This window comes from Spiroplasma endosymbiont of Aleiodes alternator, assembly GCF_964031135.1.
GTDB lineage: Bacteria > Bacillota_I > Bacilli_A > Mycoplasmatales > VBWQ01 > Spiroplasma_E.
On sequence record NZ_OZ035008.1, the window covers coordinates 417,353 to 432,053 of the forward strand.

Consider the following 14,701-nt stretch of genomic DNA (forward strand, 5'->3'; position numbering starts at 1 on the left):
AAATTTAAAGATTTGGGTCGACCTGTTCTTTTGGTTTTTTAGCACGAATTCCATTGCCATATTCTAAACCTTTTTCACCTAATAATTTATATGCTTTAATTCATTCTTTTTTTGATGATCGACCAATACCATACTCTAATGCGGTTTTATCAATTGTTTTAATTTTACTTATTTTTATTATTTTTAACTTTTCTTCTTTTGATAGTCATTTAGCCATAAAAAAATGAACACCTTCCTTAAAGTATTTTTAACACAAAGGTTACAATTCTGTGTCTACTTTATTCTAGATGTTCAAAGTTATTTCTTTTCTAAAATCCTTAATATTTTTTTGCTTTTTATTATCAGAACCTATTTCTTGACTTTCTGTAGGCACTTTTTTACATCCTTTCAAATAAAAAACCCATTTATTTTATTAAAAATAAAACAATGGGCTTGAAAAACATATTTTTTTAAATTTTTTATTTTAAATTTTTTATTTTAAATTTTCATTAAAATAAGCAAAGGAACAATTCTAAAATAAATTAGTTATAATTTATTTGAAAAAGTTAATTAACAATCTCTAAAATCTCTTGTTAATTACCTATAATAATGCATATAGTTTATCTCAAATATTTGAGATAACTATTGCTAAATAATAGCATGTATAAAATGTATTGCAAATAATATACAAAAATCATACTTTATATTACATTAATTTTACTAATTAAAATGATAAATAAAAATCAGATTCAATTAACTTTAACACTTTTATTATGAAATAAATTTTATTTTGTAAATAAAATATTTTATAATAAAAATACTATTTATATATACAATAGGGGTTACATAAATCCACTATTATAAATAGTATTACTTAAAGGGGAAGGGAATTATGAACAAATTATTAACATCAACACCAAAAAAAAGATGGTTTTTTTGCCCCAATTGAATCAATAGAACATAAAGGCACATGAATGATTTGACCGCTTATGAAAGATAATTGACAAAAAGAATGTCAACCAGCACGAACTGTTTTTGCAAAAATAGCCAACTCAATCAATAAACATGAACCAGTAAAAATTATTATTAATAAAAGTAATTGAAATGAAGCTCGCAAACTATTAGATCCAACTATCAAATTAATCGATATTAAATATCAAGATAGTTGAGCGCGTGATATGGGACCAATTTATCTAATAAATAAAAAAGGACAACGAAGAGCTGTTCATTTTCACTTCACTGCATGAGGCATGAAAAATGAACCAAATATTAATCCACCCAGTTGAAATTGAAATTATGAAATTGATAATAAAGTTGGAATTGAAATGACTAAAAATAGTAACATTGATTATTATCAAGCACCAATTGTATTAGAAGTCGGAAGCATTCATCAAGATGGTGACGGAACAATTTATACTACAGAAGAATGTTTATTAAACCCCAATCGAAATCCTGATTTAACAAAAGAAGAGATTGAAGAACATTTAAAACAATATTTAAATGCACAAAAAATAATTCCGGTAATGTTTAGTAATCTGTGTAACTTACAAAAATAACTATGTTTAATTAATTCTAGTAAATATAATTAAATGACTAGAAAGAGTGAGTTACAGATGGCTAAAAAGCAAAATATTAATAATAATGATCCAATATCAAAAGCAGTAGATTTATTATTAGAAAATACTGAAGATTTAACAACAGTTTTTAAAGAGGGAGGATTGTATAAAGAATTAACAAAAAGATTAGTAGAAAAAATGTTGAATTCTGAGATGCAAAATTATTTAGGATATGATAAGAATCAACATAGTAATAGTGACAATGCTCGTAATGGTATAAGTTCAAAAAAATTAATAACTCAACAAGGTAAAATTGAGATTGATGTACCACGAGATCGCAATAGTAATTTTAATCCTGTAATAGTTGCGAAAAGACAAAGAAGATTTGAAGGTTTTGATCAACAAGTTCTTTCTTTATATGCAAAAGGTATGACATTATCAGATATTAGAATGCAATTACAAGAGTTATATCATGGTGCTGATATTAGTGAAAGTGTTATTAGTCAAATTACTGATGATGTTATTGATGATGTAAAAGCATGGCAAAATCGACCATTAGAAAGTGTCTATCCGATTGTTTATTTTGATTGCATAATAGTGAAAGTACGACAAGATAAAAGGATTATTAATAAATCAGTTTATATAGCTTTAGGAGTTGATTTAGAAGGTAAAAAAGATGTTTTAGGTTTATGAATTAGTGAAAATGAAGGTGCTAAATTTTGATTAGCAAATTTAACAGAAATGAAAAATCGTGGCTTAAATGATATTCTTATTGCCTGCAGTGATAATTTAACAGGCATGTCAGAAGCAATACAATCAGTTTATCTTAAAACAGAACATCAATTATGCATAGTTCATCAAATTAGAAATAGTTTGAAATATGTCTCATATAAGCATAGAAAATCTCTAGTTGCAGATTTAAAACCAATTTATACTGCATGTAGTGAAGAACAAGCAATGCAGGCTTTAGAATCCTTTGAAAATAAGTGAAATAAACAATATCCTCAAATTGCTAAATCTTGATATAAAAATTGAGATAATTTAATTGTTTTTATTAGTTATCCTGCAGAAATTAAAAGAGTGATTTATACAACAAATGCTATTGAATCTGTAAATAGTCAATTACGAAAAGTTATCAGAAATAAAAAAGTTTTTCCTAATGATATGGCAGTTTTTAAAATATTTTATTTAGCAATTGAAAATATAACAAAAAAATGAACAATGCCCATTCAAAATTGAAATACAGCAATTGCTCATTTTATGATAAAATTTGAAGATAGAATTAATCTAAACTAGTACTTTGTAAAACAAAGATACACAGATTACATAAAAGCCTCTAAATAAAACATAAGTTTGAAAAAAAATTGATATTATCATCATCATAATATACTTACATAAGTAAGTTATTCAATTATATATTAATCTTTTAAATTTTAAAATTTTTTTTATAATAAAAAGTTACTATAATCAGTAACTTTTTATTATAACTATGAGTTGAATAACATATAAATAACAACAACTTACCTTTTCTAACCCCTTAGGTAAGTATTTTAAATTATACATTAATATTTAAGATTGTGGGGAAATATTATTTTCAAACAGTGAATGCTGCAATTAAAAGAGCAACAGTTATCATTAAAACCACTATAGATATTACAGTAATAGAAATTAGAAAGTACTTATTATTATAAAGTTTACTAGTAAATTTTTCTTTTTCTATTTCATGAGTTATAACATTTTTTTTTGTATCCATAATTTACTCCTTGAATATTTTAGTTAACTTAATAATAATATAGTATCATAATTATCTTGAATTTAGTACTATTTTATATATATTTACTTTAATACTATTAATGTAAATTCTAGCATATGCTTTATTATCTTCGCTAATTTTTTCATTAATATATCACATATTTTCAATTTTACCCAATGTTGCTTGTAAATAAAAATTTCATTTTAAATTATTATTTACAACACAATAATTTAAAAAAGTATCATTTTCAAAACTATTATCTCATCCACCAATATTACCATTATCTTTTATTTCAAATCTATAACTATTAAAATCATAATGTTTGTTAGTTATTCCGTATATATTTGCAATACCACTTTCACTTTCCAAATGGATTAGTTGATTTTTATTTGGATTATGACTTCAATGACCTAATCTAAGATTATTAAGTGGTGGATTATCTTGAAACATTAAATCTTTTAATATAATTTCTTGAACTCCATTATGTTTTTTTGGATTTTCAAAGTTTTCTTTAACAGAGAAATCTGTATATCAGTCTTTACCTAAACCTGTAATATAATTATTATGAACTTCTTGTATTGTTTCAAATAATATCTTTTTAAATCATTAAAAGATTTAATTAATAATGTAGGGTCTAATAATGATTTTAAATCAACTTCATAATTAACTAATTTATTTGAATTTGCATTTCATCAATTATACAAATTATCTTTTACTGGAATCAAACTTGTATCTGTTAATGGTATATTATTTGCTGTAATTTCAATTTTTAAATCTGGATTAATAATTATTGATTTTGCTATATTTTGTGGACTTGGTGGTAATATTTTTGCTGGATATGAAAATGTAGTTTCTTCACTTTCAAAATATTCATCATGATTTAATTTATATAAAGTAGTTCAATTAAAAGCATTACCAGTCAAATAACCCATATTATTATAACGAAATTGAGCAACTGATATTTCATTATAATCACCTTGATAAGTAAAAGGATTATCACTATAAAATGTATGTCTTTCTTCTCCTTGATGTAATGATTGAGTTACAATTGTATCAATAATATAAGCATAATTTGAACCAACAATAACTCCATTACTTGTAGGATTTCATTCACAATCTTTATCTTCATTTGTAAAAGGACTTGCTATATCTAAAAACTCTGTATCTTCTGCTAAAATATAAACTTTATTATTTTTCTTTTGTGATAAATCAACAGTTGATATTTGCTCTTTTACTTCTAATTTCTTACCAGTAATAGGGTCTCATGGATATACACTTTCTCTATCACTTAATTTCATAGTCATAGCAGTTGTTGAAACATTAGCACCTAATTTGGGAGCGTGTCGAAGATGTCGGTAACTAAAAAGTTTTAAAAATAGCTCCTTTCTTTTTTTACCCTTAAATTAAAAATAAATGACAAAAGACGAGAATAAAAATCTTGTCTTTTTTTTTGTAATTGTAAAATTTTAAAATTTTTATTTTTAACACCCTTTAAATATCTACTACACGCAGTGACCAAGTAGGAGAAAGTTAATAATTAATAACCTTCTTTAACACTATTATCAACACGTGTTAGGGAACTAAAAAAGTGAACTACAACACAATTGTTAAAAATAGTAGCTAGCATGTGGACTTGCATGGATAAATAAAAAGTGGAGTGATACCTAATAAAATATACTAACCAGTAATGGTAATTCTTGGGGTGGGAGCGAATTGGAAACTAGTATATATAGACCTGTTGTAGGGAACTATTGTATTAATTCTATTCTTTATTTAACCAACCTTGCAACTCCCCAGTGAACAAGTGTTGGTTTTATTTTTTTATTTTTTTTGAAAAAATTTTTGGGCGAGAAAATAAATTTCAAACTTGTAAAAAAAAATTGAGCGGTGCCGGTTCAATTAAAATATTAATTTATTAAACATAAATTAAATAAATATTGAATCGAATGCCTCGATTTCTTTTTAAAATTTCACAATTTATTTTTGAGCCCGAATTGGGGACTTTCCTAAAAACTGTGTTTTTTAAATAAATTTTAGTTGTAAAATCACTAAGTTACACAGATTGCTGGAAAGTCCCCAGAATTGCTGGAATGAATAAAACTAATAGTATTAATAATATAAAAATAAAAATATATATTCTGTTGCTTCTAGCATAAAGAATATATTAGAAAGAACTATTATGAAAAAGTATTTTTGTTGAACATGTAAACAACATAAATTAGATTATTTATTCTTTAATACTAATGATATAAAAACAAGAAAATATTTTTTAAGAGAAAACAATAGTAAAGCAATTTGTTATGAATGTATTTTAAATATTAGGTTAAGTAGGAGATATAAATAATGAATGAACATTATAAAATAAGGTGATTAATATGCAATATGACTTAATTATTGGTATTGACCCAGCCGGAATTGGGAATAATGGAATGGTTATATATTCAAGTGAAACTAATAATATTGATAATGGGGACTTTCCTAAAAACTGTGTTTTTTAAATAAATTTTAGTTGTAAAATCACTAAGTTACACAGATTGCTGGAAAGTCCCGAAAAAACAAAAAAGAAGAAATATTTTGTGATTTTCTCATTGAAGAAAAAATATCAGATTAGTTATTTATGTTGATTATTAAATGTTTCAAAATCAGGATATTATAAGTGAATTAAGAATGGAATGAATGAATTTAATAAATGAGATACATTTTTAGCTAATATAATTAAAAATATTTTTTATGAATTTCAAGAAATTTATGGTTATAAAATGATAACTTTATGAATTAACAAAATTTATAATTTAAAATTAAAATTTCATATTGTATATAGATATATGAAAAATATGAGTTTAAAAGCTAAGGTTCGCATAAAAAAATTTGATTATAGAACTAAATCAGGAAGTTTAAGATATGATAATTTATTAAAACGTGATTTTTCAACTACTAATTTAAATGAAAAATTAGGTACTGATATAACTTATTTATTAACTAATGGTAAAACATATTATTTATCAATTGTTAAAGATTTTCATAATAATGAAATATTAGATTATAAAATAAGTGCAAGTTTAGACATGACATTTGTTGTCCAAAACATTATCCAAGCTTGAGTTAATGCTCAAAAACCTACTTCATGAATTTTACAATCAGATCAAGGATTTCACTATACAAATCCTTCTTATAAAATTTTATGTGATGAATTAAAAATAAAAATTTCAATGTCTAGAAGAGGTAATTCCTGTGATAATGGTTCTACTGAAACTTGATTTGGAACAATGAAAACAGAATTTCTATATCAAATTCCAAGAAAAAATAGAACTATTGAATGAATACAAGACAACTTACCTAAATATATTTACTTTTATAATAATTATCGACCTCAAATAAAATTAAAAGGAATGAGTCCAATCGAATATCGATTAGCTCATTCCAAACCAACAAATAATTAGTTCATACCTATAAATTTAACACTTACAAACGCTATTTTATAAAATTTAATAAAAGGTTACTTTTATTGTCCACTTTTCTTGACAAGTTCAGATTATGATACACCTTTATTATTAGCTACCAAAAAAGGTTACATAAAAATAGTTAATCTTTTAATAACAAATGGTACTAACATTAATTATATAAACAAAAATGATGATACAGCTTTATTATTAGCTGCTGAACAAGGTCACACAGAAATAGTTAATCTTTTAATAACAAACGGTGCTAATGTTAATCATAAAAATGAAATCAATGGTGATCATACTGCTTTAACACTAGCTGCTGAACAAGGTCACACAAAAATAGTTAATCTTTTAATAACAAACGGTGCTAATGTTAATCATAAAACAAAATTTGGCAATACTGCTTTAACAAAGGCCGCTAAAAATGGCCATTTAAATGTAGTTGATTTATTAATAGTCAATGGTGCTGATATTAATCAAATAAATTTACGTGGTGAAACTGCTTTAATAAGAGCACAAAAACATACAAAAGTAGAAAAAATTTTAACAAAACAACGTTCTTTAGAATCTAATAAAAATGAAATCAATACAACTAATTATAATAATAAACCATCAATAAAGGTTACTGTTCTTTTGTATTAAAAGAACAGTAACCTTGTTAAATGTTTTATCTTATCTATTATAAAACTTTTTATTATTTATGCCATATTTTTAATATTATTAATTAATTGATAATTAATAGGATTATTAAAATTATTATCTTTGTGCACACATTTTCCAACGTGAATATCATTAATACCATTTTTTAATAAAACATTAACATTTTCTAAATTAACTCCACCACCAGCAAGAATTTTTATTGGTAAATTTAATTTCTTTAATTCTTTGAATTTATTAATATTATTTACAATATTATCTTGACCACCAGAAGTTAAAACTGTAGTAACACCTAATTTTACTAACTGTTCTATAGCTTGTTTTTTATTAAAAATTTCATCAAAAGCACGATGAAAAGTTATTTTTAAAGGCTTTGCTAATTTAATAATTTCACTCATTCTTTCAACATCAATATTATTATCTTTAGTTAAAATACCACAAACAATACCTGATGCATGAGTTGTTTTAATAAATTCAATATCTCTTTTAAAGATTTTAAAATCATTATCAGTAATATTAAAACCATTATTATTATTTCTAACCATAACCATTACTGGTTTCAATGAAATTTTACATGCTTCAGCAATCAATTCATAATTTGGAGTATAACCACCAAATTCCATAGCAGTACAAAGCTCAACTTGATTAGCTAAAGAATTATTAATTTTTTCTATATCTTTTAAAGATGCAGCTATTACTTCTAAAAACATAAAATATCTCTCCCCATCTTATTTTTTTGATAAATAAGTTTTCAATAAACTAACTTTATCTAATTTCTCTCAAGGTAATTGTAAATCATTTCTACCAAAATGACCATAAGTTGATAATTGTTGATAATTTTGTTTAAATAACTCTAATTTATCAATCATAGCACTAGCAGAACAATCAAAGACTTGATAAATTATTTCTGTTAATTTTGCCTCTGTTAAACCGGAAATAATAGTTTGATGAGTATTAACAAATATTGCAATTGGTTCAGGAGTTCCAATTGCATAAGCTAATTGTACTTCACAAATCTTTGCTAAGTTAGCAGCAACAATATTTTTAGCAATATACCTAGCATAATAAGCACCCGTTCTATCAACTTTAGTGGGATCTTTTCCTGAAAAAGCTCCCCCACCATGACAAGCAGCTCCACCATAAGTATCAACCATTAATTTTCTTCCTGTTAAACCAGTATCACCAGCAGGTCCACCAATTACAAATTTACCAGTTGGATTAATTAAATATTTAAAATCAATATTTAAATGATATTTATTAGCAATACATTGCATAATTTCTTTATGAATAAATGTTTTAAATTGTTTTTCATCATAATTTGCTTGATGTTGAATGCTCATTAAAATAGTATGTATTTTTAAATTTTTAGGGTCTTCTTGATCAATAGTAACTTGCGCTTTCATATCAAGAAGTGCATACTTAAATTTTTTTTCCTTTCGTAATTTTGTAGCTCGTTTAATTAATTCATGTGCTAAAACAATTGCTAATGGCATATATTCTGATGTTTGTTGACATGCATAACCAAACATTATTCCTTGATCACCAGCACCAATTTGATGATTTTTTAATTCAACACCTTGTAAAATATCAGGTGATTGTTCATGAATTAACACTTTAATTTCACAAGTAAAACCATTAAATCCAATTTCATCATTTATATAACCAATTTCAGTAATAACTTTTCGCGCAATTGTTTGATAATCAACTTGAGCATGACTATGAACTTCACCACCAATTAAAACAAAATTTGTAGTAATAAAAACCTCACATGCTACTTTGGCATGTGGATCTTGTTTTAAAAAAGCATCTAAAATTGCATCAGCAATTTGATCGCAAATCTTATCAGGATGACCAGGAGCAACAGACTCACTAGTAAAAAGAGGATGGGTAATATTAGGTATTAATTTCATATTTTTTAACCTTTCTCAAATAAAATTTTTTTTGTAATTCATGGCATAATTTCATTATCAAATATATCTTTAATATTAGGTTCATTAATTAAAGCATGTTTACCATCAAAAATAAAAACATAACTATGATGTTTCTTCCAATATTTTTTATTAATTTTAAGTTGATGAAAATCACTAAATACATCATCAGCACTTTGCAAGATTAACGTTGGAAGTTTTGAATTACTAATTTCCATTATACTTTTTTTATTAATTTTTTTAAATTGTAGTAAAAAACGTAATGATCAATTTTGACGATTACTATATCTTTGATTTATATTAGTAATATGAGCATTATTACTAGAAATATCTTGATTTTCAACATAGATTGGCATTTGAATATTAGAATTAAAAATAAAAGCAAAACAAAAACAAATAATAAAACTTAATGAAAATTGATAAAGATTTTTTTTAGTTACTAAATTACTAGTAATTAATGCTGATACTTGTGAATTATTTTTAACAGCATGACTAGCAATAGCTGCGCCTAATGATTCACCAAAAACAATAATTTTTTGATTAGGATATTTAGATTTTACTGCACTTATTATATCTTTTAAATCATTAATATCAGTACCTAATGATTTAAATTTTCAATCTTGTCCATTTTTACCATTACCTCTTCGATCATAAGTAATTAAAGATAGTTGTGATTTTTTACAAAAAGAACTTAATAATTTAAAATCATCTTTTTGACCTTGCAAGCCATGAGCACCAATAATAATGACTGTACTTTTATCAACCATTTGCTTAAATAATTTTACTTCATAACCATCACGTAAAATAATTACCTTTTCTCGTATTTCAGCAGCTTGTTGTACATGAACATTATCTTTAATTTTTGCCATTAATAAAATTCTTAAAATTATTAAAATAATTAATATACTAATCCCAATTAAAATCGAATATAAACCATTTTTATCAGTAAAAAAATTAGCATTGTTTCATATCATGTTAAAGTTAGTCCCTTCCTATATTTGTAATTATTCGTAAATTTTAAAATTAGGTGCTTGTGGATGAATAAAAATACGTTCAATTTTTTGTGCTTTATTTGTCTCATCATTAATAGTTAATAAAACAGCTGAAAATTGACCTTCACCATCAGCTGGACTAAATTTTGCCGGCATACTTTTTTTATCACGAATAATAACTTCTTCAGCTTTAGCACCAATAATAGAATAAAACGGACCTGTCATTCCAACATCACTAATAAAAGCAGTACCTTTTGGTAATAAACGATTATCTGCTGTTTGAACATGAGTATGAGTTCCTACCACACAAGTAACTTGACCATCAAAATTTCAAGCAAAAGATAACTTTTCCGCTGTTGCTTCAGCATGAAAATCAATAATATGAATGTCACTTTTTTCTTCACTATTTTGTTTATCAATCGTAATAAGTTGTTCAAGAGCAAAATAAGGATTATCAGATTTATCCATGAAAGTACGACCAATTAAGTTTGTTACACGTACTTTTTTATTACCAACTTTAACTAAAATTGTACCATTACCTGGATGATAAGGATTATAATTTAAAGGACGCAATAAATCGGGAGTTGTATTAATATACTTAGCAACATCAGGATGACCAAAAATATGATTACCGGTAGTAATAATATCAATACCAGCATTTTTTAATTCATAATAGTGTTTTTTACATAATGATTTACCATGAGTAGTATTTTCACCATTCGCAACTACTAAATCAATCTTAAATTGATTTTCATATTCCTTTTTTATTTTAGGAATTCAATATTTAAGCATTTGTCTACCAACAATACTGTAAATATCACCAATTATTAAAATTTTCATTAATTTCCACCTGCTTTATTCTATTTTATCAATTTCTTGTAAAACTTTAATAAAATTATACTTTTTCGTATATTTTTCATATATTACTTGTCGTTGTTTATATTTTTCATAAAGATGCAACTTACTTTCATATTTATTTAATAAAATAATAACTTTTTGTAGACTATCATGAACAGCCGTTCGTGATACTTTTTGTAAATCAGCGATTTCTTGTAAAGATAAATTCTCAATAAAGTAATTTGTAAAATATTGTTTTTGTTTTGCTGTTAATAATGTATTATAAAAAGCAAATAAAATATAATATAAAACTTGTTTTTCTAAACTATTCATTTTCATACTCCACAAACAAATCACTTGTTAAACTAAAAATATACTTATCTAAATCAAACTCTTCCAAGTCATTAATACCTTCACCAAAACCCATTAATTTAACAGGAATATCTAATTCTTCCTTAATAGCAAGAATAATGCCACCTTTAGCAGTGCCATCCATTTTTGTTAAAATAATGCCAGTCAAAGAAACAATTTTCATAAATTCTTGCGCTTGATTAATACCATTTTGTCCAGTTGTACCATCAATTACTAACAATGTTTCATTAGCTTCATGTCCTAATTTCTGAGTAATAATTTTATTAATCTTTTTTAACTCCTGCATCAAATTAACTTTATTTTCTAATCTCCCTGCTGTATCAACAATAATAACATCACAACCTTCAGATTTAGCTGCTTCAATTCCAGCATAAACAACACTAGCAGGATCTTGCTTTGGTGTTCCTAAATAACAAGGAATACCAATTCTTTCTGCTCAAATTTGCAATTGTTCAACTGCACCAGCACGAAAAGTATCTGCAGCAACTAGAATTGGTTTTTTACCTTGTGTTTTTAATTTAGCTGCTAATTTAGCTGCTGATGTTGTCTTACCATTACCATTAACACCAACAACTAAAAATAACGAAATATTATTACTACTAAAATTTAATCTTGTAGAAACCAACTGACCATCAGTATAAAAAACAAACATTTTATCAATAATAATATCATTAATATCTTTTGGTTTTGTTAATTTTTGGATTTTAGCTTCATGACGAATTTCATCAGTAATAGTTTCTGCCATTTTGTATCCAACATCTGCTAAAATTAATACTTCAGTTAATTCTTCAAAATATTGTTCATCAATTTGATGATAACGCGCTGCTAATGCTTTAATTTTAGATGCAAATAATGTTCTTGACTTTTTAAGGCCCTGATCATATTTAGTTGTCTTTTGACCAAATAATTTTGTCTTTAAATTTTTAAAAAATGCCATATTTTCACCTACATTGTTTATTATACCAATAAATAACTAGTTATTTATGACATTAATACTTTAATTTTATTAAAATATTAATAGTACGATTTAAAAGTTTTATTTAATAAGTAATTTATTATATTTTAATTTAATAATAAATCCAAAAAATATCAATCATTTTTTCTTGATTTTAGGTAAAAATAAAAGATTGCTTTTGCAATCTTTTTAACTTGTTTTATTAAATACATGATGAATTTGATGTGTTATATCCACTTGTTGAAGGTTGATTTTATAAATCCATTGCATTTATTTTTTTAGTTTTATTAAAATTTAACCGGTTTATTTTTTCTTTAAATACATGTTTCTCATTATTAGCAATTTCTTTTTCTAATAATAAATTTTTAAGTTGATCAGTCTTAATTAAAATATCCTTATTTATATCTTTGTTCTTATTAACACAACCAAAAGTAAAAATAATAATAATATAATTTAATACTGAATTTATTTTTTTCTGTTCAAAATGTGCAATATCTCTTTCAATATTAGTAAGTCTTTTTGTTTATATAAAGATAGATCTGTAGATTTTGGTAAATATCTTCTTAAAATACCATTATTATTTTCATTTAAACCTCTTTGACAAGGTTTGCCAGGATCTGCAAAATAAATCTTAACATTGCAAATTTTTTCGATTAATTTTCATTTACTAAATTCTTTACCACGATCAAAAGTAATAGTTTTAACTGTTCCTTTTTGTAACTTTGAAATAAATTTTATTATACTTTTTGTAATATTTTCTGCTTTATGATTTTTAGAAACTAAAGGAATTGTGGTTTTTGATCATATATCAGCTAAAGTAATAATAGAACTTTTATGATCTTTACCAATGATAGTATCACCCTCTAAATCACCAAATTCTTGTATATTTTTAATATTAGGAATGATTAAATTTCTTTCATGAATGAACTTGTCAAGAAAAGTGGACAATAAAAGTAACCTTTTATTAAATTTTATAAAATAGCGTTTGTAAGTGTTAAATTTATAGGTATGAACTAATTATTTGTTGGTTTGGAATGAGCTAATCGATATTCGATTGGACTCATTCCTTTTAATTTTATTTGAGGTCGATAATTATTATAAAAGTAAATATATTTAGGTAAGTTGTCTTGTATTCATTCAATAGTTCTATTTTTTCTTGGAATTTGATATAGAAATTCTGTTTTCATTGTTCCAAATCAAGTTTCAGTAGCACCATTATCACAGGAATTACCTCTTCTAGACATTGAAATTTTTATTTTTTAATTCATCACATAAAATTTTATAAGAAGGATTTGTATAGTGAAATCCTTGATCTGATTGTAAAATTCATGAAGTAGGTTTTTGAGCATTAACTCAAGCTTGGATAATGTTTTGGACAACAAATGTCATGTCTAAACTTGCACTTATTTTATAATCTAATATTTCATTATTATGAAAATCTTTAACAATTGATAAATAATATGTTTTACCATTAGTTAATAAATAAGTTATATCAGTACCTAATTTTTCATTTAAATTAGTAGTTGAAAAATCACGTTTTAATAAATTATCATATCTTAAACTTCCTGATTTAGTTCTATAATCAAATTTTTTTATGCGAACCTTAGCTTTTAAACTCATATTTTTCATATATCTATATACAATATGAAATTTTAATTTTAAATTATAAATTTTGTTAATTCATAAAGTTATCATTTTATAACCATAAATTTCTTGAAATTCATAAAAAATATTTTTAATTATATTAGCTAAAAATGTATCTCATTTATTAAATTCATTCATTCCATTCTTAATTCACTTATAATATCCTGATTTTGAAACATTTAATAATCAACATAAATAACTAATCTGATATTTTTTCTTCAATGAGAAAATCACAAAATATTTCTTCTTTTTTGTCGATTTTTCTAAATACTTTTTTATATCGTTCATTGCCTCAATATATTCAATTAATTCTTGTTTTGTCATTTCATTAAAATTTAAAGATTTGGGTCGACCTGTTCTTTTGGTTTTTTTAGCACGAATTCCATTGCCATATTCTAAACCTTTTTCACCTAATAATTTATATGCTTTAATTCATTCTTTTATTGATGATCGACCAATACCATACTCTAATGCGGTTTTATCAATTGTTTTAATTTTACTTATTTTTATTATTTTTAACTTTTCTTCTTTTGATAGTCATTTAGCCATAAAAAAATGAACACCTTCCTTAAAGTATTTTTAACA

At 24.4% G+C, this 14,701-nt stretch carries 19 protein-coding genes and 1 pseudogene; 7 read left to right on the forward strand and 13 right to left on the reverse strand.

The genetic code is table 4. From position 1 onward, the window contains the following. Positions 1–4: 4 nt before the first annotated feature. Positions 5–217 (reverse strand): hypothetical protein, encoded by a 213-nt coding sequence (locus ACQH20_RS02485; protein ID WP_425376557.1) that lies wholly within the window; start codon positions 215–217, stop codon positions 5–7. 6 nt (positions 218–223) lie between these two features. Here ACQH20_RS02485 and ACQH20_RS02490 point away from each other — a divergent pair, with 6 nt between their 5' ends. From ACQH20_RS02490 to ACQH20_RS02500, 3 genes are all read left to right on the forward strand, one after another. Next, complete coding sequence (locus tag ACQH20_RS02490; RefSeq protein WP_425377398.1) at positions 224–481, forward strand: hypothetical protein; 258 nt, start codon at positions 224–226, stop codon at positions 479–481. Between the two features lie 472 nt (positions 482–953). Further along, positions 954–1,535: an agmatine deiminase family protein gene (locus tag ACQH20_RS02495; protein WP_425377399.1), complete on the forward strand. Its 582-nt coding sequence runs from the start codon at positions 954–956 to the stop codon at positions 1,533–1,535. A 57-nt stretch (positions 1,536–1,592) separates the two neighbouring features. After that, positions 1,593–2,831 carry an IS256 family transposase gene (locus ACQH20_RS02500; RefSeq protein WP_425377561.1) on the forward strand — a complete coding sequence of 413 codons (1,239 nt, stop codon included), beginning with the start codon at positions 1,593–1,595 and terminating at the stop codon, positions 2,829–2,831. A gap of 292 nt (positions 2,832–3,123) precedes the next feature. On the opposite strand, the gene ACQH20_RS02505 is transcribed toward ACQH20_RS02500, so the two are convergent. The 3 genes from ACQH20_RS02505 to ACQH20_RS02515 all read right to left on the reverse strand — a co-directional run bounded on the left by ACQH20_RS02505 (position 3,124) and on the right by ACQH20_RS02515 (position 4,592). Next, entirely contained in the window at positions 3,124–3,288 is a 165-nt protein-coding gene (locus ACQH20_RS02505; protein ID WP_425377400.1) for a hypothetical protein, read from the reverse strand. Positions 3,289–3,339: 51 nt separating this feature from the next. Continuing rightward, complete coding sequence (locus ACQH20_RS02510; protein ID WP_425377401.1) at positions 3,340–3,738, reverse strand: hypothetical protein; 399 nt, start codon at positions 3,736–3,738, stop codon at positions 3,340–3,342. Positions 3,739–3,830: 92 nt separating this feature from the next. Continuing rightward, complete coding sequence (locus tag ACQH20_RS02515) at positions 3,831–4,592, reverse strand: hypothetical protein (protein ID WP_425377402.1); 762 nt, start codon at positions 4,590–4,592, stop codon at positions 3,831–3,833. A gap of 875 nt (positions 4,593–5,467) precedes the next feature. On the opposite strand from ACQH20_RS02515, the gene ACQH20_RS02520 reads away from it, so the two are divergent. The 4 genes from ACQH20_RS02520 to ACQH20_RS02535 all read left to right on the forward strand — a co-directional run bounded on the left by ACQH20_RS02520 (position 5,468) and on the right by ACQH20_RS02535 (position 7,373). Then, a complete protein-coding gene (locus ACQH20_RS02520) occupies positions 5,468–5,632 on the forward strand; it encodes a hypothetical protein (protein ID WP_425377403.1) in 165 nt (54 codons plus the stop codon). Positions 5,633–5,663: 31 nt separating this feature from the next. Further along, on the forward strand, positions 5,664–5,786 hold the full coding sequence (locus ACQH20_RS02525) for a hypothetical protein (protein ID WP_425377404.1): 123 nt from the start codon (positions 5,664–5,666) through the stop codon (positions 5,784–5,786). 36 nt (positions 5,787–5,822) lie between these two features. Then, positions 5,823–6,728 carry an IS3 family transposase gene (locus tag ACQH20_RS02530; RefSeq protein WP_425377405.1) on the forward strand — a complete coding sequence of 302 codons (906 nt, stop codon included), beginning with the start codon at positions 5,823–5,825 and terminating at the stop codon, positions 6,726–6,728. Positions 6,729–6,806: 78 nt separating this feature from the next. Then, a complete protein-coding gene (locus ACQH20_RS02535; RefSeq protein WP_425377406.1) occupies positions 6,807–7,373 on the forward strand; it encodes an ankyrin repeat domain-containing protein in 567 nt (188 codons plus the stop codon). Positions 7,374–7,429: 56 nt separating this feature from the next. Here the strand turns inward: ACQH20_RS02535 and ACQH20_RS02540 are convergent, their stop codons facing one another. From ACQH20_RS02540 to ACQH20_RS02580, 9 genes and pseudogenes are all read right to left on the reverse strand, one after another. Further along, the gene (locus ACQH20_RS02540; protein ID WP_425377407.1) at positions 7,430–8,098 is read right to left on the reverse strand and encodes a copper homeostasis protein CutC; all 669 of its coding nucleotides are present in this window, start codon (positions 8,096–8,098) and stop codon (positions 7,430–7,432) included. 18 nt (positions 8,099–8,116) lie between these two features. After that, on the reverse strand, positions 8,117–9,292 hold the full coding sequence (metK, locus tag ACQH20_RS02545) for a methionine adenosyltransferase (protein ID WP_425377573.1): 1,176 nt from the start codon (positions 9,290–9,292) through the stop codon (positions 8,117–8,119). Between the two features lie 11 nt (positions 9,293–9,303). Then, positions 9,304–10,290: an alpha/beta fold hydrolase gene (locus ACQH20_RS02550; RefSeq protein WP_425377408.1), complete on the reverse strand. Its 987-nt coding sequence runs from the start codon at positions 10,288–10,290 to the stop codon at positions 9,304–9,306. 30 nt (positions 10,291–10,320) lie between these two features. Further along, positions 10,321–11,148, reverse strand: a complete 828-nt coding sequence (locus ACQH20_RS02555) for a TIGR00282 family metallophosphoesterase (protein WP_425377409.1) — start codon at positions 11,146–11,148, stop codon at positions 10,321–10,323. Positions 11,149–11,163: 15 nt separating this feature from the next. Continuing rightward, positions 11,164–11,484, reverse strand: a complete 321-nt coding sequence (gene ylxM / locus ACQH20_RS02560) for a YlxM family DNA-binding protein (RefSeq protein WP_425377410.1) — start codon at positions 11,482–11,484, stop codon at positions 11,164–11,166. Beyond that, a complete protein-coding gene (gene ftsY / locus ACQH20_RS02565; RefSeq protein ID WP_425377411.1) occupies positions 11,471–12,454 on the reverse strand; it encodes a signal recognition particle-docking protein FtsY in 984 nt (327 codons plus the stop codon). The genes ylxM and ftsY overlap by 14 nt, the downstream gene beginning before the upstream one ends. Before the next feature lie 528 nt (positions 12,455–12,982). Further along, positions 12,983–13,402, reverse strand: a pseudogene (locus ACQH20_RS02570) (IS30 family transposase); the annotation flags it as partial. An 83-nt stretch (positions 13,403–13,485) separates the two neighbouring features. Next, positions 13,486–13,716 carry an IS3 family transposase gene (locus ACQH20_RS02575; RefSeq protein ID WP_425376679.1) on the reverse strand — a complete coding sequence of 77 codons (231 nt, stop codon included), beginning with the start codon at positions 13,714–13,716 and terminating at the stop codon, positions 13,486–13,488. Next, the gene (locus ACQH20_RS02580; protein ID WP_425376680.1) at positions 13,709–14,665 is read right to left on the reverse strand and encodes an IS3 family transposase; all 957 of its coding nucleotides are present in this window, start codon (positions 14,663–14,665) and stop codon (positions 13,709–13,711) included. Before ACQH20_RS02580 ends, ACQH20_RS02575 begins: the two co-directional genes overlap by 8 nt. Between the last annotated feature and the right edge of the window lie 36 nt (positions 14,666–14,701).